We start from the raw sequence: 18,338 nt of genomic DNA on the forward strand, positions 1-18,338 counted from the left end.
GACACACACTGAAACGCGGCGGCGCCCACCTTGCTGCACATTCAGAAAATCAGGAGACGAACACCATGAACACCGCCCCACGCCACTTGCGAACCGCCCTCGCCTGCGCCGCGCTCGCCACATTGCTCGGCGCCTGCGGTGGTGGCGGCGCAGACGACAGCACCAGCAACAACGCGGCCCCTGCGAGCGGCACCGGCGGCTCGGACACCAGCCGCGACACCGCCCAGTCGGCCAGCGCCAACTCGATGGTCGTGGCCGATGACAGCGCGCGTGCTCAGGCGAGCACCTTGCGCACCGCACGGGCGGTGATCGCCGCGGGCAATGCCAGCCAGACCGTCAGTTGCGCGGGCGGTGGCACGGCGGTGTACACGGCCAGTGGCGCGAGCCTCGCGCAACTGGGCAACCACATGCTCGACGCCGGCGAGAGCTACCAGATCGTGTTCACCAACTGCCGCAGCGCTGCCGGTGCCGACAGCGTGACCGGCCGACTCGACCTGAGCGTGGTGTCGGCCAACGGCGAAGACGTTTCGGTCACCACCAATTCGCAGCTCGAGGTGATGCTGCCGCGCCGCAAGCTGGCCTACAACGGCAGCGCCAGCCTGACCCACAGCGTGCAGACCAGCGGCGCAACCCAGACCGTGACCGACCGATGGGTCTCGCCGAGCATCAGCCTGGTGAACACGCGAGGCGTGCGCGTCGCAAGCCTCACCCTGAGCAGCGTGGACCTCACGCGCAGCGTGACGACCACCAACGGCGCGCTCGCCGGCAGCACCAGCGCTGGCCAGATCACGATGAGCTACAGCGGTCTCTTCGGCAGCTGGTCAGCCACGGTCGCCACGCAGGGCACCGCCAGCTTCGACGCCAACGGCACGGCACTCGCGGGCAGCTGGAACATCACGCTGCCCCACGACGCCATCAGCCTGCAGGTGGTCAGCCAGACCGCCACGGCCACGGTGGACTGGGGCCGCAATGGCAGCATCGATCGCACCTACACCTGGCCGGTGCTGACGTTGGCCGACGAGGCCGAATAGTTCGAGGCGGAGAGTGATCGGGGCCTGGAGCAAGGCCGGCCGCGACGAAGCGGGCTTGCGCCCGGCAGGATTGCGCCGCGCGCTCAGCCCGCGAAGCTGCGGTAGGTGGACATCAGCCGCGAGTAGGCCGACATCACGCGCTCGTAGCACTTCGGGTCGCGCTTCACGTGCGCGTCGTACAGGAAGCCGCTGAGCAGCGAGAAGATCTCGAACACCAGTTGCTCGGGGTCGCTGTCGGGGCGGATGTGGCCGCGGTCGAGCGCCTGCTTGACGGTGCGCTGCAGCGTCTCGCGCCAGGCCATCATCCCGTTGATGAGGCGCGCGCGCAGCACATCGGGGTGGGCGTCGGGGTCGTCGTCGTAGGTGTTGACGGAGTAGTGCGAGGCGATCAGCGCCGTGAGTTCGTTGCCGTGGTGCACCCAGCGGTCGACGATGGCGTTGAGGCGCGGCAGGCCCGGCGCCTCGGAGAGGGTGGGCATGAACACGGTGAGCGCGAAGATCCGCTCGTACTCGTCGAGCACCAGGATCTGCAGGCTCTCGAGCGAGCCGACGCGCACGAACACGCCGCTCTTGCTGATGCCGAGCTTCTGGGCGATGGAGTTGAGGGTGAGCTTTTGCAGGCCTTGGTGGACGGCAATGTCCATGCCTGCCGAGACGATGGCGGCCAGTGTCTGCTCGCTTTTCTCACGCTTCCTGACCATGCCGTGCTCGCTACCCGTGTGCCAATTCAAGCTTTGCAGTATACGAAGCACCCCCGGGAAAACCTCCCCCAAAGGTACGTGCAGCCCGCATCCGCGGGTATGTCGTGAGTTATCACCAGTTTCTGACAAATCGCACTGCAGCATTCTTGCGAAGCGCCTGAAATTCAAGCTGCATCCGCAAGTAAGCGCTTCTCTCGCTCCGGTGCGTTGTTCCGCGCGCCCCGAACCGGGCGCCTGGCCCACCGAAATGGGCGGTCAAGACCCACACCTGTTGCTGCATGCAACCCGGCGCCCATATGAACTGCGCACCCGCGCCCGGGAAACCAGCGCCGTTCGCCAACTAAATCACGAACACCGGCTTACGAGCGCTCACTGCAGGAATCGGCGGGGTTCTGAGAATCCGAGCCTTCTGATTTGCCGATTCCGAGATATTCATTTGCCAAGCCACACCCGATACAAGACCGAAGCCGGTCCGTCCGACGCCATTTCGCATTCCTTCTCACGCGCCGCAGGCGGCCGACTCGGCCTGCTGGCCCTGGCGAGCATCGTCGCCCTCTCGGCCTGTGGCGGCGGAGATGGTGACGCGCAAGACGCCCCCGCGGGGATGTCGGCGAGCGCCGACGCCGCGGAAGCCGACATCGCGCAAGCCGACGCCCAGGCAGCCGAATCGGCCCTGCCCGCCGCAACGCTGGCAGGCACGGCCGAAACCGCGCCCGCGAACTCACCCGTCGGTGACACCGACAACACGTCGCCCGCTGCCACCACCGTGGCGCCCGCACGCGGCATGGAAACCACGGCTGCTGCGAGCCCGCCCGCACCGCTGATCAAGTGGCGCGGCGTCAACCTCGCCGGTGCCGAGTTCACCTCCAGCGCGTTGCCGGGCCAGTACGGCTACCAGTACATCTACCCGAGCGTGACCTCGGTTGATTACTACCAGGCCAAGGGCATGAACCTCGTGCGCCTGCCCTTCCTGTGGGAGCGCATCCAGCCGACGCTCAACGGCGCGCTCGACCAGACGGAGCTGACGCGCCTGCGCAGCTTCGTCAACGGCGCCACGGCCAAGGGCATGACGGTGCTGATCGACGTGCACAACTACGCGCGCTATCGCAACCAGCTGATCGGCTCGGCGGCCGTCTCGAACTCGGCCTTCGGTGACCTCTGGTCGCGCCTGGCGGGCGTGTTCAAGTCGAACCCGAAAGTGATGTTCGGGCTGATGAACGAGCCCCACACCATGGCCACCGAGAACTGGGTGAACGCTGCCAATGTGGCGATCCGCCGCATCCGCGCCACCGGCGCCACCAACACGATCACGGTGCCCGGCAATGCCTGGAGCGGCGCGCACAGCTGGGCGTCCAACTGGTATGGCACGCCCAATGCACAGGCCATGCTGCAGGTGGTCGACAGCGGCAACAACATGCTGATCGAAGTCCACCAGTACCTCGACGCCGACAGCTCCGGCACCTCGCCGGTGTGCACGAGCGCGACGATCGGCGCGCAGCGCTTGGCGGCCTTCACCACCTGGCTGCGCACGAACGGCAAACGCGCACTGCTGGGCGAGTTCGGCGCGGCCAACAACGCGACCTGTCACCAGGCGCTGGCCGGCATCCTCGCCCACATGGAGGCCAACAGCAGTGTGTGGGCCGGCTGGACATACTGGGCCGGCGGCCCGTGGTGGGGCGGCGACATGTTCAGCATCGAGCCGAGCGCCGGCGCCGACAAGCCGCAAATGGCAACGATCCAGCCCTACCTCGACTGAGATCACGTGCGCGGAAGGCGCGCCAGTTCTTCGCCGACCAGCCGCACTACGAGCTTGTCGAGCGTCTGCACCGAGTACGCCTTCACGTCGTGCACGGTCTGCGCGCCCGGCCCGCTGCCGGGGTTGGATGCATCGCGGTACGTGAGGAAGACGAAGCGCCCGGCGGTGTATTGCGCCATCTGCCGGTAGATGTATTCGCCGGCTGGGTCGAGCCCGCTCGCGCCCACCGCGAACAGCTTGATGCCCTTCGCGAGCGCGGCCTGCATGTCGCGGTCGTACTGCGGGCCCTCGTAGTCGAGGTGCGGCGGCGCATCGGCCACCAGCACCACCATGCGTGCGGCATCGGCGCGCCAGCTCAGCCCGTGAACGGCCTCGTGCAGCGCCTCGTTCAAGGCCTCGGGCGTGTCGCCGCCGCCCTGCGCCTGCAAGGCCGCGAGTTGCTGCTGGAACGAAGCAAGCGAATCGACGAGATCGTGCGTGCGCGTGAGAAAGGCATCGCCACGGTCGCGGTAGGCCACCAGGCCCCAGCAGATGTCGGGCTGGCCGGGCAGTTGAGAGATTTGCTGCGCCATCGCGCGCATCGAGTTCTTCAGCTTGGCGATCTCGTCGCCCATCGAACCGGTGGCGTCGATCAGGAATACGAGGTCGAGCCGCACCGGTGCCGTGGCCACGGCACCCAGCCTCACCTGCACCGCGTTCGCCTGGCCGCGCAGCAGCATGGCGCGACCCTGCACCCCGCCCTTGCGCACGGCCACGCCGAGCGAGCGATCGCGGCTTGCATCTGCTGACAGGAACGCGCGTGGATGCAGCCACACCCGCCCCGCCGTGTCGGTGCGCGCCCAGGCCACCGGCGCCGCGATGCCGGCGCGTTGCACGGCCACCTCGGCGTCGTGCACCGGGCGGCCTTGCGCGTCGGTCACTTCGAGCAGGTAGCGCTCAGTGATGTCGCGCTCGCGCACCGGCAGGCGCGCATGGCGTTGGCGGTAGGCGAGGTACTCGCCGAAGTCGGCGTTGTCGTCCACGACGCCGGCGGTCACGGGTTCGTGTGCGGGGCGCGCCGGCATGCGCTGCTCGCTTGGGGCGCGAGGGGCAGGGGGCCAATGCGGCGGTGGGGCCGACGATGGCTTGGCTTCGCTGCGCTTGGCGGCGGCGTCGCGCGACAGGTCGCTCGGCCGGTCGCTGGCCTCCTCGGCGGCCACCCCGGCCGCCAGCTCGGCGGCGAGAAGCGCCGGCTCGCCGCGCGCGCCAGGCCGGCGCAGGGCACGTTGCTCGCCCCCGCCGCCGGGCACCTCGCGCACGCTCGGCAGGCGGCGGCAATGCCCCGCGGCCGGTGGGTCGAAACGGGGCGGGCCGTCGGTCTCGGCGGCGCGCGGTGGCGGGTCTTGCCAGGCCGGCGGCCAGGGCGCGGGTTCGGCCGACTGGGCGCAGGCGGTGAGGAGCGGGCCCGCCACGAGGGCGAGCAGAACGTGGCGCAAGACAGGGTGCAAGGCAGGGCGCGTGGTCATGGGGTTCTCCGTGCGGGGTCAATGAATGGGCAGGCCATGTCACTGACACGCGCGACACCGCGCGATGGGGTGAAAACATCTCGCCCACCCGGGTGGCGAACACCTCACCCCGTTCGTCCGCGCCGCACGTATCAATCGGAGTGAGGCAGACTTCCCACCCCATGACGCCGCCTACCGACGCCCCCGACGACGAACTGATGAACGCCTACGCCCGCGGCGAAGCCGCTGCCTTCGAGCGCCTGTATGCGCGGCATCAGGCGGGGCTGTACCGGTTCGTCCGCCGCCTGCTGGGGCAATCTCTTGCGGCCCAGACCGACGAGGTCTTCCAGGACACCTGGCTCAAGGTGGTGAATGCACGCGCGCAGTGGCAGCCGCAACGTGCCGCGTTTCGCACCTGGCTCTACACGCTGGCACACCACCGCGTGATCGACATCTGGCGGCGCAGCGGCCGCGAGGTGTCTGCCCCTACCGACGACGACACCCCGTGGGAGCCCGGCGACCAGGCCGCCTGGGCCTTGTGGCCGGCCGCCGCGAGCCCGTCGCCGCACAGCGAAGAGCTCGCCTTCTGGCGCCGCGCCGGAGAGCGCCTGCTGGCGTGCCTTGACGAGTTGCCGCTCCCGCAGCGCAGCGCCTTCTTGCTGCATCACGAAGACGAATTGCCGATGGCCGAGGTGGCGCGCGCACTCGAAGTGGGCTTCGAGACCGCGAAGACAAGGCTGCGCTACGCGATGAGCAAACTGCGCACCTGCATGGGCGCTTACCTCGCGCCATTGCAGCAAGGAGACGTGCGATGAGCGACGACACCCGCGAGCCCCCGCGCGACGCGCACTTGCGCGAAGCGCTGCGCCACGCACCCGATGCGCAGGTGCAGGCGCCGGCATCGGTGAGCGAGTTCATCCTGAAGGAGGCGCAGGCCAAGGCGCGCGATCCGGGGGTCACGTCGTCTTCTTCTCAATCGACGTCGCACCCGGCACGCCGGTTCTGGAATTGGCTCGCCCGCCCCACGGTGGCCACTGGGTTCGCCGGTGTGATGGCCGCCACCCTGGTCGGCGTGATGTGGTGGGACCAGCCGATGGACGTGGCCATGCCGCGGCCGCCTGCCACGCAGCATGAAGCGCCGATGGCTTCGCCTCGCTCTCTACCCAAGACTGAATCCACGCCCGCGACCCCGCCCGTGCCAGCAAGACCCGCCCCACGCGAAGACGCTGCGCGTGGCATCGCGGCCCCGCCGGTCACCGAAGCAAAGCCGGCCGCGCAGGCGCCGCTCGTGCCCCCCGTGGCGCCCTCCCCCGCAAACGAAGCAGCGGCCCGACAAGCCCAGCGCGATCAGCGCGAGTTGGAGAAGAAGCGCGCCGAGTCGGCCCGCGCCGCACACTCCACGCCATCTGTCGCTCCCGAGGCGACCGCCGACCGCGCACCGGCACCGCCTGCCGCACCCGCACCCACCTCCGCAGAGGCCCTGCGCGCAGCCACGGCCGATGCGGACCGCCTGGAGAAGTCTTTCGCCGGTGCGCCCGCACACGCCACGGCGTCGGTCACCGCGCCCCCGGCCGAAGCCGCGAGCCGCCGCGCACTCGCACGCACGCAACTCAACGAGGCACGCCGGCAGCAGGAGGCGCAGGCCTTCGCCCCCATCGCCGCACTGCGCGCCACCCTCGCCGCCGAACCGGAGCGCTGGTCCTGGAAACGCGGTGAGGGCACGCCGCAGCCCCTCACCGACGGCGTGGCGCAATGGCTTGCGCAACTCGACGCCGCCAGCGGCAACGCCTGGCAGACGCGCGGCACCGCCGACGCCGCATCGCCCATCGGCCGCACGCTGAGCCTGCTGCGCAGCGGCGAGCTACAGCACCGCTGGCAGCTCACCGAACGCGGCGTGGTGTGGCAGCGCGGCGCGAGCCGCTGGCAGGTCGACCTGCCAGCCGATCAGGTGGCTGCGCTGCGCGCGGCGCTCGAGGTTGCAGCGCCATAACCAATCGAAGGAAGGGCAGGGGCATAAGGCGCCTTGAGAGATCAGGCCCGCGCGTCCCACCCGTCGATAGCGCGTAATCCGTGAATTCCTTCACCCGGATCAGCAGGCGAACTCGCACATGCTTTGACTACATTCCTCCATGTCACGGCACGCCCGCAAACGAACGGGTCGCGAGGCTTTCGACAGTCTGCAAAGAGGGGGGAGTCGTTCGCGTACGGCGAACTGGTGCCGACCACGGTACCCGACATGAACTCCGTTGCCCCCTCGTGGACTGCTGGGCTTCAGGTGGGCGAGCCAAGACACTGTTTCCATGCCGTGACGCTGCCGTATGGTGCCGCAGGCCATGGTTGTGCTGGATTGCATTTGCCTTTGGAGGCTCATTGAACAACGCTCGCACCCTCACTTTGGCCGCGCACTCTGCGCTGCGCTTCCCGACATTCGCCGCACTCGCACTCGCCGCCGCGTTGGCCGCCTGCGGGGGCGGTGACAGCAGCAGTGGCGGTGGCAGCAAGCCCTACACCCCGCCGGCACAGCCGGAACCCCAGCCAGGTGGCTTGGCGGGCCGCGTGATCTCGTCGGCAAACGGCCAGCCCGTAGCGGGCGCCACGGTCGAGGTCGGCGGTGTCACCGTCACCACGGGGGCCGATGGCTCCTTCTCCTTCTCCGGCCTGACACAGTCCGACCGCGTTTCGGTCACGATCGCAGCCCCAGGCTTTGCCCGGAACGTGCGCTACGCGACGGTCAGCAATGACATCGTCACGACGGTGCCCGCGCAATTGCAGCCTGTTGCCACATCCGGCACCATCGACGCGGCGGTCGGCGGCACGGTCACTGTTCCTGGGTCAACCGCCCAGGTGACCTTCCCTGCCGGCGCCATCGTCACCGCGGCCGGCGCGGCACCCACGCAACCCGTACTGGTGCAGGTTACGCCGGTGAGCGTGGCACAAGACGCCAACCTCGCCACCGGCGACTACCGAAGCGCGGACGCGAGCAACCCCACGTGGCTCGAAAGCTTCGGCGCTCTGAGCGTCGTGCTGACCGATGCAGCAGGCGGCACCTACAACCTCGCCAGCGGCCAGAGCGCCTCCATTCGCGTTCCGGCGTCAACCCGCGCCAGCACTCTGCCGCCCAGCGTGCCGTTGTCCTGGTTCAATGAAGCCGCAGGCGTATGGGCGCAGGACGGCACCGCCACATTGGCCGGGACCGCGCCCAACCAGTACTACCAGGGCACGGTCACTCACTTCACCACTTGGAACGCCTCCGCCGCGCTGAACACCGTGCAGGTGACGGGCTGCGTGCGGACCCCGGAGGGCAGACGCGTGGCCCGCGCACGCATCGAGCTCGACGGTGTGACGTACTCGGGCAGCACCAACGCACTCACCGATGCCAGCGGCAACTTTTCGGTACCGATGCGGCGTGACGCCACGTCCGTGGTGATCGCCCGCGCCGGCGCCCGGTTGTCAAACGCTCGCGCAGCGACCGCGACCGTCAACAACGTGCCGCTTGGCGATTGCCTCGTGCTGTCGGACGCCGCCATCAGCATCCGCCTCACCTGGGGTCAACTGCCGCTGGACGTGGACTCACACCTGCTCACGCCGCAGGGCACGCACATCGACTACACCAACAAGGGTTCGCTCTCGGTCGCGCCGTTCGCCAATCTCGATATCGACGACATCACCTCGTTCGGCCCGGAGATCGTCAGCATCCGGCGCATCGCTCGCGGCACCTACCGCTACTTCCTGCACAACTTCTCGGGCACCTTCAACCCCGGTATGACAGGTTCACCGGTCAAGGTCGAGGTGACTCACAACGGCAACATGAATGTGTTCACGCCGGGTGCCGGTGAAGGCACGACCAACGAGTACTGGCATGCCTTCGACATCGTGGTCGACAGTCAGTGCGCCGTCACGGTCACGGGGGCGAACACCTGGTCGATCGCCGAGCCGAGCAACCCCAACCAGAACGGCGGCGCGGTCACGTACTGCGAGTGAACCGGCCGATCGTGAACTGACGCTGCGCCACGGCGGCTGACAGGGCGGGCCCACAGGTCCGCCTCTTTTCATGGGCGCGCGTGCCTGCCTCATCTGTCAGCGGGTGTCACCCCCTGCCGGATGGCGTCGCTATCATGGGCAGTTTCCCGCCCCGCCCGATGCCCGCACGCCGCCCCGCCCCTCCTGAGGCCACCATCGAGGCCCCGATGCTCCGGGTCCGCGGCGCGCGTACCCATAACCTCAAGAACATCGACCTCGACATCCCGCGCAACCAGCTCGTGGTGATCACCGGGCTTTCCGGTTCGGGCAAGTCGAGCCTCGCGTTCGACACGCTGTATGCCGAGGGCCAGCGGCGCTATGTCGAGAGCCTGTCGGCGTATGCGCGGCAGTTCCTGCAGTTGATGGACAAGCCCGATGTCGACGTGATCGAAGGCCTGTCGCCGGCGATCAGCATCGAGCAGAAGGCGACCAGCCACAACCCGCGCTCCACCGTGGGCACGGTGACCGAGATCCACGACTACCTGCGCCTGCTCTACGCACGCGCCGGAACGCCTTTCTGCCCCGAGCACAAGTTGCCGTTGCAGGCGCAAAGCGTGAGCCAGATGGTCGATGCGGCACTCGCGCTGCCCGAAAGCACCAAGCTGATGGTGCTCGCGCCGGTGGTGCGCGATCGCAAGGGCGAATTCACGGAGTTCTTCGCTGACATGCAGGCGCAAGGCTACGTGCGCTTCCGCGTCGACGGCACGACCTACGACGCGACCGATGTGCCTAAACTCAAGAAGGCCGAGAAGCACGACATCGACGTGGTGATCGACCGCGTGAAGGTGCAGCCGGGCTTGCAGCAGAGATTGGCCGAGAGCTTCGAGGCCGCGTTGCGCATCGCCGAGGGCCGCGCGATGGCGCTGGAGATGGACGCGGGCCGCGAGCACCTGTTCAGCAGCCGCTTCGCCTGCCCCATCTGCAGCTATTCCTTGAGCGAGCTGGAGCCGCGCCTCTTCTCGTTCAACTCGCCGGTCGGCGCCTGCCCGAGCTGCGACGGCCTGGGCCAGGTGACGGCGTTCGATGCCGAGCGGGTGGTGGCCTTCCCGTCGCTCAGCCTGGCCAGCGGCGCGGTCAAGGGCTGGGACCGCCGCAACCCCTATACCTTCTCGCTGCTGGAGAGCGTGGCGCGGCACTACAAGTTCGACATCGACACGCCCTTCGAGGATCTGCCGAAGAAGGCGCGCGAGGTGCTGCTGCACGGCTCGGGCGAAGAGGAGATCAGCTTCGTCTACGAGGCCGGGAGCGACAAGGTCAGCAGTGGCAAGGGCGGAAGCGGCAAGAGCGTGCGCAGCGTAAAGCGCAAGCACCCCTTCGAAGGGATCATCCCCAACCTGCAACGCCGCTACCGGGAGACCGACTCGGCCGCCGTCCGCGAAGACCTGGCGCGCTACCAGGCCGCGCGGCCCTGCCCCGATTGCCACGGCACGCGCCTGCGCAGCGAGGCGCGGCATGTGTTCCTGCAAGGCCCCGATGACGCCCCGGGCGAACCGATCTACCGCGTCGAGCACTTCACGCTGCGCGATTGCCTGGCGTACTTCGAGACGCTGCAGCTCAAGGGCGCCAAGGCCGAGATCGCCGACAAGGTGATCCGCGAGATCCGCTCGCGCCTCAAGTTCTTGAACGACGTGGGCCTGAACTACCTGAGCCTCGACCGCAGTGCCGACACGCTCTCGGGCGGCGAGTCGCAGCGCATCCGCCTGGCCTCGCAGATCGGCTCGGGCCTGACCGGCGTGATGTACGTGCTCGACGAGCCCAGCATCGGCCTGCACCAGCGCGACAACGACCGCCTGATCGGCACGCTGCGCCACCTGCGCGACATCGGCAACTCGGTGCTGGTGGTCGAGCACGACGAAGACGCGATCCGCGCTGCCGACTACGTGATCGACATGGGCCCCGGCGCCGGCGTGCACGGCGGGCGGGTGATTGCGCAGGGCACTCCCGCCGACGTGGCCGCCAGCGCCGAATCACTGACTGGCCGCTACCTCTCGCAAGTGCTCAAGATCGCCGTGCCAGGCAAGCGCCACCGTCTGGCCGACATGCCCGAGCCGCAGGTGCTGCGCATCGTCAACGCGCGCGGCAACAACCTGAAGGACGTGACGGCGGAGATCCCGGTCGGTCTCTTCACCTGCGTCACGGGGGTGTCGGGCTCGGGCAAGTCGACGCTCGTGAACGACACGCTCTACGCCGCGGTCGCGCGCAAGCTCTACAACAGCCACGCCGAGCCGGAGGCGCACGACGAGATCAGCGGCCTGGATCTCTTCGACAAGGTCATCAGCGTCGACCAGAGCCCGATCGGGCGCACGCCGCGCAGCAACCCGGCCACCTACACCGGTCTCTTCACGCCCATCCGCGAGTTGTTCGCCGAGGTGCCCGCCGCACGCGAGCGCGGCTACGGCCCGGGCCGCTTCAGCTTCAACGTGGCCGGTGGGCGCTGCGAGGCCTGCCAGGGGGACGGCGTGCTGAAGGTGGAGATGCACTTCCTGCCCGACGTGTACGTGCCCTGCGACGTGTGCATGGGCGCGCGCTACAACCGCGAGACGCTGGAGGTGCTCTACAAGGGCAAGAACATCACCGAGGTGCTCAACCTCACGGTCGAAGATGCTCACGCTTACTTCAACGCCGTGCCCAGCATTGCGCGCAAGCTGCAGACATTGCTCGACGTGGGCCTGGGCTACATCCGCCTCGGACAGAGCGCGACCACGCTGTCGGGCGGCGAGGCCCAACGCGTGAAGCTCGCGCTCGAACTCAGCAAACGTGACACCGGGCGCACGCTGTACATCCTCGACGAGCCCACCACCGGCCTGCACTTCGCCGACATCGACCTGCTGCTGCGCGTGCTGCACCAGCTGCGGGATGCAGGCAACACCATCGTGGTGATCGAGCACAACCTCGACGTCATCAAGACGGCCGACTGGCTGATCGACATGGGCCCCGAGGGTGGCGCCGGCGGCGGCACGGTGGTGGCCACCGGCACGCCAGAAGACGTGGCTGCCAACCCGGCGAGCCATACCGGCCACTACCTGAAGCCGCTGCTGCGCTGACGCATCAGCCACGCATGTCGCGCTGCAATGCGGCATGAAACATGCGAAGTTGCCACTATTGGCGGGGCCGGGTGCGTTGCACTACATTGCGCCAGCCCGACAATTCCAGCTTCGCCTTCTCATCGCGCGCCACACCCATGCCGCCTGCGTCGACGCCCACTGACGAACATCACCGGTTGGCCACGCTGCTCGCTCTGGGCGTTCTCGACACGTCGCCCGAAGAGAGCTTCGACGCCCTCGCCCAGTGCGCCGCACAGTTGACCGGCAGCCCGATGGCCGCCATCAGCCTGGTCGACGAACACCGCGAGTGGTTCAAGGCCATCCACGGCTGGGACGACCTGCCGGTGCGCGAGATCCCGCGCACCATTTCGATCTGCAGCCATGCGGTGCTGGTCGAGGGCGTGTTCGAGGTGCCTGACACCACGCGCGACCCGCGCTTCGCACACAACCCCTTCGTCTGCGGCGCGCCGCACGTGCGTTTCTATGCCGCCGAGCCGCTGCGCGTGAACGGCGCGGCCATCGGCGCGCTGTGCGTGATCGACATGCACCCGCGCACGCTGCAAGCGGAACAGCGCGCCTCGCTGCGCCGGCTCGCGCGCGTCGCGAGCGACCTGCTGTCGCAGCGCAGCGAGCGCCCGCTGGTCGAAGACGAACGCACGCGCCTGCTCGACTTCGCACGCGCCTCGGGCGACTGGATGTGGGAGACCGACGACCAGCTTCGCTATACCTGGGTCTCGCCTAACTTCGAAACTGTGACCGGCACCCCGCCGCACGAGATGCGCGGCCGCCCGATCGCCGACGCCCCCATGCTCGACGGCCTGGGCCAACCCCTGAGCGGCCAACGCAGCCTGCACGCGCTGCTGCAACGCCAGCAGCCGATCAGCCGCGTCATCACCGACAAGGCCACGCCGCGCGGCGTGCTGCAGGTCTCTCGCAGCGCGGTGCCGGTGTTCGATGGCCAGGGGCGCTTCAGCGGCTACCGCGGCACGGCACGCGACGTCTCGGCCCACATCACCGCCGAGCGGCGGGCGCACGAGCAGTCTGAACACCTGCGCAAGCTCACCTCGCAGGTGCCCGGCGTCATCTACCAGTTCTGGCTGCGGCCGGACGGCAAGGTCCACTACAACTACGCGAGCGATGCCTCGCGCGACATGTTCGGCGCCGAACCGCCGCGCCGTGACGACGGAGGCGTGGGCGATGCCGTGTGCCGCCTGCTGCACACCGACGACGCAGCCACCTTCATGCCGAGCCTGGTCGCCGCCTCGCGCAGCATGCAACCCTGGCAGTGCGAGTTCCGTGTCGTGCGCAATGGCGAGGTGCGCTGGATCGAAACGCGCGCCCTGCCCGAGCCCCACCCGGCCGGCGGCACGCTGTGGAACGGCTTCTCGTCGGACGTGACCGCACGCAAGGAGACCGAGCTGGCCCTGCGCAGCAGCGAGGCGCGCTGGGGCCTGGCGGCCGACGCCGCCGGCATCGGCATCGCCGAGTTCAACCTCGCCAGCGGCCTGTGGCGCCTCGACGCGCGCGCCTGCGCGATCCACAACCTGAAGTTCCCGCAGCCGAGCCTGCGCAACAGCGACTGGCTCGACGCCATCCACCCCGACGACCGCCCCACGGCGCAGGCGCGTTTCGAGCTCAGCGTGGCCACCGGCAGCTCGATGGAGGCACGCTACCGGCTGCGTCGAGGCGATGGCCGCGAGGCCACGCTCGAGATCTTTGCCCGCTGCACCTACGGCCCCGATCTCGAGATCACCGGGCTGATCGGCACCTGCCGCGACATGACGCAACAGGTGGCCCACGAGCAACTGCGTGCCGAGAAAGAGGCTGCCGAGCGCGCCAACCGCGCCAAGACCGAGTTCCTCTCGCGCGTGAGCCACGAGCTGCGCACGCCGCTCAACGGCATCCTCGGTTTTGCCCAGCTCATGTCGGTCGATGGCGAGACGCCGCTCGAAGACACCCAGGCGCGCCGCCTCGACAACGTGCTGCGCGCCGGGCGACACCTGCTCGAGTTGATCAACGACATGCTCAATCTCGCGCGCATCGAGCAGGAAGACTTCTCTCTCGAAGAGGCGCCGGTCAACCTCACCGCCACGCTGGATTCGTGCTTCGCCCTCATCCAACCGCTGGCAGACGACGCCGGCGTGCACCTGATGGCCCCGGCACGCCGCGCCCACTGGGCGCGCGCAGATGCACGCGCGGTCGAACAGGTGCTGCTCAACCTGCTCTCCAACGCCATCAAGTACAACCGGCCGGGCGGCAGCGTGCGCGTGGCGCTCACGCGCAGCGGCACGCGCATCCAGGTGGCCGTCAGCGACGAAGGGCACGGCCTCACCGCTGAACAGCAAACCAACCTGTTCCAGCCCTTCAATCGCCTGGGGGCCGAACACACGCGCGTCGAAGGCACCGGGCTCGGGCTCGTGATCGCGCGCGAGCTGGCGGCGTCCATGAACGGCGAACTGCGGGTGCACAGCGAACCCGGCCAGGGTTCGACCTTCTCGCTGCTGCTGCCCGCCGGCGCCGCACCGGCACGCGCCCGCGGCGGCCAGGCCAGCGGCGCAGCCGCGCAGATTCCGGCGGCCGATGTGCAGCGGCGCGTGCTCTACATCGAGGACGAACCGCTGAACGTGCTGCTGATGCAGGAGGTGTTCAAGTCGCGCCCGCAGTGGCAACTCGACGTGGCAGCCGACGGGGGCTCGGGCCTGGAGGCCGCCCGGGCACAGCGGCACGACCTGCTGCTGATCGACATGAACCTGCCCGACATGAGCGGCCTGTCGCTGATTCGCGCGCTGCGCAGCAGCGCCCACGGCGCCGGCCTGCAGTGCATCGCGCTCTCGGCCGACGCCATGCAGACCCAGATCGACGCCGCGCTGGCGGCCGGGTTCGATGGCTACTGGACGAAGCCGATCAACGTCGTCCACATCCTCGAAGGCCTAGGGCAGGCTTTGAGTTAGCCCCCCAGTCGCTTCGCTCCTGCCCCCGAGGGGCGCCGCCTGGCGGACCGGCAGAGCCGGATCCGCGGGCGTGGCTTGATGGGTGCTTCGCTGCGCTCGCACGGCACCAACCGCTCAGCCTGAGGTATCGAAGGCCCGCTCCGACGCCCCCAGAATGACAACGACCGTGGCCGTTGCGTTGGAGGCTAACTTCGCGCAGCGAGGTTAAGGTGCGAAGCGCCGGCCGGAAACAAAAAAGCCGGTGCGAAGCACCGGCTTTCTCAATCGTGGAGCCCCGCGATTTACTTCAGGTGACCGTTGATCAGCTTGGTCATCTCGAACATCGAGACCTGGGCCTTCTTGAAGATTTCCTTCAGCTTGGCGTCGGCGTTGATCATCGTGCGCTTGGCCTTGTCTTGCAGGTCGTTCTTCTTGATGTACTCCCACACCTTCTTGGTCACTTCCGTGCGCGGCACCGGGGTGGAGCCGATGATGGCTGCCAGCGATGCGCTCGGGGTCATGGCCTTCATGAAGGCAGCGTTCGGGGTGCGCTTCTTGGCCGGAGCCTTCTTCGCTGCTGCCTTCTTGGCGGGAGCCGCCTTCTTGGCCGGAGCGGCCTTCTTGGCGGGAGCTGCCTTCTTGGCCGGAGCGGCCTTCTTCGCCACGACCTTCTTGGCCGGTGCCTTCTTCGCGGGGGCCTTCTTTGCTGCGGGTTTCGCAGCCTTCTTCGCAGTTGCCATTTTGAATTTCTCCATCACATGAGTTGTTGATGTGCCCGGGTTGGGTGAGAGCCGCATGAGCTCTCTGTTCTCCATGGACCACGTGCGGAGCGAATACTACTGCGAGAGTGCTGCACTGAGAAGCAGTTTTCATAGGTAAAACGCGCATTCCTGCCCCGTGCAGCGCGCTTTTGTCGCTGCGGCACATCACCTCGATGCGCTCTCGGTGCGCCGCAGGTGCACGTACCCGCGCGCTCAGTACACGTCTCTGCGGTAGCGCCCCGCATCACTCAGGTGTGCGAGTTCGTCTGCACCGAGCAGCTGCGCCAGCGCAGCGTCGACGCCACCCGCCATGCCTTCGAGGCTGCCGCACACGTAGATCGCAGCGCCATCGGCCACCCACTCGCGCAGGCGTTGCGCCTGGTCGATGAGGCGATGCTGAACGTAGATGCGCTCGGCCTGGTCGCGAGAGAACACGAGGTCGGCGTGCGCGAGCACGCCTTGCGCAAGCCAGGCCTCGATCTCGTCGGCGAAGTAGCGGTCGTGCGCCGACTGGCGCTCACCGAACAGCAGCCACGCGGGGCGTCGATCGGCGGATGCGGCGCGTGCCTTCAGGTGGCTGCGCAGGCCGGCGAGGCCGGTGCCGTTGCCGATCAACACCAAGGGGCGCGCCGCGTTGTCGCCGATGCGAAAGCTGCTGTGCGCGCGCAGGCGCAGCGCCATTGACTCACCGACCGCGGCCTGCGCGGTGAGCCAGCCAGAGGCGCAGCCCAGGCTGCCGTCGGCATGACGCTCCTGGCGCACCAGCAGGTGCAAGCGGCCATCAGAGGGCAGCGAGGAGATCGTGTACTCGCGCGGCCGCGTCGGGTCGGCGGGGGCGCGCACCTGCACCAGGTCGCCGGCTTCCCACTGCGGCAGCAGCGCACCGTCGGCGGGTTCGAGTTCGAGGTGGCACACGGGCGCACCGGCGCTGCCGGCATTCAGCACGCGGCGCTCCACCAGCCGCCAGGGCGAGAACGACGGGGCCTGCCAGTCCGGCAAGTCGCTGGTGCCGGCGAGTCGGGCGACGTGGTGCTGCCAGGTGGTGAGGGCCGCAGCATCCTCGTTGTCGAGCTCCACGCGCTCGAACAGCAGACCGGCCGAGCGCTCTTGCAGCCAGGTATCGAGGCGGCGGCCGAAGCCGCAGAAGTTGGCGTAGCTGCTGTCGCCCAGCGCGAGCACTGCGTGGTGCAGGCGCGGTAGCGCCACCTCGGCCGACATCACCTGCTGCGCAAAGCGCACCGCGCCGTCGGGCGGATCGCCTTCGCCATAGGTGCTGACGATGAAGAGCGCGCGCTCGGCGCGGGCGAGTTCGTTGAGCGTCAACTGCCCGAGCGTCAGCACGCGCACCGGGATGCCCGCGGTGTGCAGCAGGCGCGCGCTCTGCCACGCCAGCTGCTCGGCAAAGCCGGTCTGGCTGCCATAGGCCACCAGCATGGGCACGGCGCCTTCGGCGGCCGGGCTGAGCGCGGCGGCGTCGCGCGCGGCCTGCTCGCGCTTGCGGCGCTCACGGCGGTAGATGAAGAAGCACAGGCCGGAATAAGCCAGCAGCACGGCTGCGGCGGCAAGGAGGCTTTGCGGATTCATGCGAGGGCGGCGAAGGCGCGGCTCATGCGCTCTTGCAGGCGGCCCTCAGGCTGGCGCACGACGAAGAGCGCCGCAATGTCGCGCTGCTCGGCCCAGGCCAGGCCCTCATCGAGGCCCAGCACGCCGAGCGCGGTGGAGAGCGCATCGGCCGCCATGCAGCGCTCGTGCAGCACCGTCACCAGCGCCACGCCGTGCGCGATCGGGCGGCCGCTGCGCGGGTCGAGGGTGTGCGGGTAGTTCGTGCCACCCGCGTTGAAGAAGCGCCGGTAGTCGCCCGAGGTGGCCACGCTCAGGCCGTGCAGCGCGATGCGCGTGGGCACCACGCCGGCGGGCTCGGTGTGCGGCGGCGACTCCAGCGCCACCCACCAGGGTTGGCCATCGGGCTTGACGCCGCTGCCGCGCAGCTCGCCGCCGACCTCGACCAGACTCTCGTCGAAACCAAAGCGTTGCGCGAGTATGGCGGCCACGCGGTCGACCGCATGGCCCTTGGCGATGGCCGACAGGTCGAGCTGCAGGCCACCGGGTTGGCGCACGCGGCGCTTGGCGGCGTCAACCTCGATGCGCTGCCAGCCGCTCACGGCGCGAGCCGCATCGATCTCGGCCTGCGAAGGCGGCTCAAAGCCCGGCTCGGTGTGGCGGCCGTGCGGGCCGAAGCCCCAGGCGTTGACGACAGCGCCCGCGCTCGGGTCGTAGGCGCCGCCGCTGTCGCGGGCCACATCCAGGGCGCAGCTCAGCACCTCGAAGAACGCTGGCGGCAGGCTGTGCCACGTGCCCGCCGCGGCCTGGTTGAAACGCGTGATGTCGGAGCCGCTCTCCCAGGGGCTCATCTCGGCCACCACCGCGTCGAGTTCGCACTGGATGGCGTGCGCCAAAGGCTCGGCGTCGAGCGCGCGCGGCCCCACCAGGCGCACCGACCACGTGGTGCCCATGCTGAGGCCTTGCAGCGCGTGCACCGCGCCGCCCAGGGCAGGCGCACGCGTGCCGATGGCCTGCGGCACCAGCACGCGCACGTCTGTCACCGCAGTGC

Annotated in this window: 12 protein-coding genes; 7 read left to right on the forward strand and 5 right to left on the reverse strand. The window is 68.9% G+C overall.

Annotated elements, in window-relative coordinates; translation table 11 throughout:
* Positions 1 to 65: 65 nt before the first annotated feature.
* Positions 66 to 1,031, forward strand: a complete 966-nt coding sequence (locus AC1KAR_RS09370; RefSeq protein WP_480316777.1) for a hypothetical protein — start codon at positions 66 to 68, stop codon at positions 1,029 to 1,031.
* Positions 1,032 to 1,114: 83 nt separating this feature from the next.
* On the opposite strand, the gene AC1KAR_RS09375 is transcribed toward AC1KAR_RS09370, so the two are convergent.
* Positions 1,115 to 1,732 carry a TetR/AcrR family transcriptional regulator gene (locus AC1KAR_RS09375; protein WP_480316779.1) on the reverse strand — a complete coding sequence of 206 codons (618 nt, stop codon included), beginning with the start codon at positions 1,730 to 1,732 and terminating at the stop codon, positions 1,115 to 1,117.
* Between the two features lie 436 nt (positions 1,733 to 2,168).
* Between AC1KAR_RS09375 and AC1KAR_RS09380 the strand changes: the two genes are divergently transcribed.
* Positions 2,169 to 3,488 (forward strand): glycoside hydrolase family 5 protein, encoded by a 1,320-nt coding sequence (locus AC1KAR_RS09380; RefSeq protein ID WP_480316781.1) that lies wholly within the window; start codon positions 2,169 to 2,171, stop codon positions 3,486 to 3,488.
* A 2-nt stretch (positions 3,489 to 3,490) separates the two neighbouring features.
* On the opposite strand, the gene AC1KAR_RS09385 is transcribed toward AC1KAR_RS09380, so the two are convergent.
* Positions 3,491 to 4,993 carry a vWA domain-containing protein gene (locus tag AC1KAR_RS09385; RefSeq protein ID WP_480316783.1) on the reverse strand — a complete coding sequence of 501 codons (1,503 nt, stop codon included), beginning with the start codon at positions 4,991 to 4,993 and terminating at the stop codon, positions 3,491 to 3,493.
* Between the two features lie 161 nt (positions 4,994 to 5,154).
* Here AC1KAR_RS09385 and AC1KAR_RS09390 point away from each other — a divergent pair, with 161 nt between their 5' ends.
* The 5 genes from AC1KAR_RS09390 (at position 5,155) to AC1KAR_RS09410 (ending at position 14,987) form a co-directional block, all read left to right on the forward strand.
* Positions 5,155 to 5,787, forward strand: coding sequence for a sigma-70 family RNA polymerase sigma factor (locus AC1KAR_RS09390; protein WP_480316785.1), 633 nt, complete (start codon positions 5,155 to 5,157; stop codon positions 5,785 to 5,787).
* Positions 5,784 to 6,962, forward strand: a complete 1,179-nt coding sequence (locus tag AC1KAR_RS09395; protein WP_480316787.1) for a hypothetical protein — start codon at positions 5,784 to 5,786, stop codon at positions 6,960 to 6,962. Before AC1KAR_RS09390 ends, AC1KAR_RS09395 begins: the two co-directional genes overlap by 4 nt.
* 380 nt (positions 6,963 to 7,342) lie before the next feature.
* On the forward strand, positions 7,343 to 8,953 hold the full coding sequence (locus AC1KAR_RS09400) for a carboxypeptidase regulatory-like domain-containing protein (protein WP_480316789.1): 1,611 nt from the start codon (positions 7,343 to 7,345) through the stop codon (positions 8,951 to 8,953).
* 158 nt (positions 8,954 to 9,111) lie between these two features.
* Positions 9,112 to 12,036 (forward strand): excinuclease ABC subunit UvrA, encoded by a 2,925-nt coding sequence (uvrA, locus tag AC1KAR_RS09405; protein WP_480316791.1) that lies wholly within the window; start codon positions 9,112 to 9,114, stop codon positions 12,034 to 12,036.
* A 137-nt stretch (positions 12,037 to 12,173) separates the two neighbouring features.
* Entirely contained in the window at positions 12,174 to 14,987 is a 2,814-nt protein-coding gene (locus AC1KAR_RS09410) for an ATP-binding protein (RefSeq protein ID WP_480316792.1), read from the forward strand.
* Positions 14,988 to 15,268: 281 nt separating this feature from the next.
* Here the strand turns inward: AC1KAR_RS09410 and AC1KAR_RS09415 are convergent, their stop codons facing one another.
* The 3 genes from AC1KAR_RS09415 to AC1KAR_RS09425 all read right to left on the reverse strand — a co-directional run bounded on the left by AC1KAR_RS09415 (position 15,269) and on the right by AC1KAR_RS09425 (position 18,330).
* Positions 15,269 to 15,706, reverse strand: a complete 438-nt coding sequence (locus AC1KAR_RS09415; RefSeq protein WP_480316794.1) for an SWIB/MDM2 domain-containing protein — start codon at positions 15,704 to 15,706, stop codon at positions 15,269 to 15,271.
* Positions 15,707 to 15,940: 234 nt separating this feature from the next.
* Entirely contained in the window at positions 15,941 to 17,311 is a 1,371-nt protein-coding gene (locus AC1KAR_RS09420) for a sulfite reductase subunit alpha (protein ID WP_480316796.1), read from the reverse strand.
* Positions 17,308 to 18,330 (reverse strand): FAD:protein FMN transferase, encoded by a 1,023-nt coding sequence (locus AC1KAR_RS09425; protein ID WP_480316798.1) that lies wholly within the window; start codon positions 18,328 to 18,330, stop codon positions 17,308 to 17,310. Before AC1KAR_RS09425 ends, AC1KAR_RS09420 begins: the two co-directional genes overlap by 4 nt.
* Positions 18,331 to 18,338: the final 8 nt, after the last annotated feature.

It is taken from the genome of Piscinibacter sp. PDB1-1 (genome assembly GCF_056675995.1).

What these genes read in the sequence shown, in the direction of transcription:
- AC1KAR_RS09370 (WP_480316777.1), top strand. Translation starts at nt 66, where the DNA reads ATGAACACCGCCCCACGCCACTTGCGAACCGCCCTCGCCTGCGCCGCG.
- AC1KAR_RS09375 (WP_480316779.1), bottom strand. Translation starts at nt 1,732, where the DNA reads ATGGTCAGGAAGCGTGAGAAAAGCGAGCAGACACTGGCCGCCATCGTC.
- AC1KAR_RS09385 (WP_480316783.1), bottom strand. Translation starts at nt 4,993, where the DNA reads ATGACCACGCGCCCTGCCTTGCACCCTGTCTTGCGCCACGTTCTGCTC.
- AC1KAR_RS09390 (WP_480316785.1), top strand. Translation starts at nt 5,155, where the DNA reads ATGACGCCGCCTACCGACGCCCCCGACGACGAACTGATGAACGCCTAC.
- AC1KAR_RS09395 (WP_480316787.1), top strand. Translation starts at nt 5,784, where the DNA reads ATGAGCGACGACACCCGCGAGCCCCCGCGCGACGCGCACTTGCGCGAA.
- uvrA (WP_480316791.1), top strand. Translation starts at nt 9,112, where the DNA reads ATGCCCGCACGCCGCCCCGCCCCTCCTGAGGCCACCATCGAGGCCCCG.
- AC1KAR_RS09410 (WP_480316792.1), top strand. Translation starts at nt 12,174, where the DNA reads ATGCCGCCTGCGTCGACGCCCACTGACGAACATCACCGGTTGGCCACG.
- AC1KAR_RS09415 (WP_480316794.1), bottom strand. Translation starts at nt 15,706, where the DNA reads ATGGCAACTGCGAAGAAGGCTGCGAAACCCGCAGCAAAGAAGGCCCCC.
- AC1KAR_RS09420 (WP_480316796.1), bottom strand. Translation starts at nt 17,311, where the DNA reads ATGAATCCGCAAAGCCTCCTTGCCGCCGCAGCCGTGCTGCTGGCTTAT.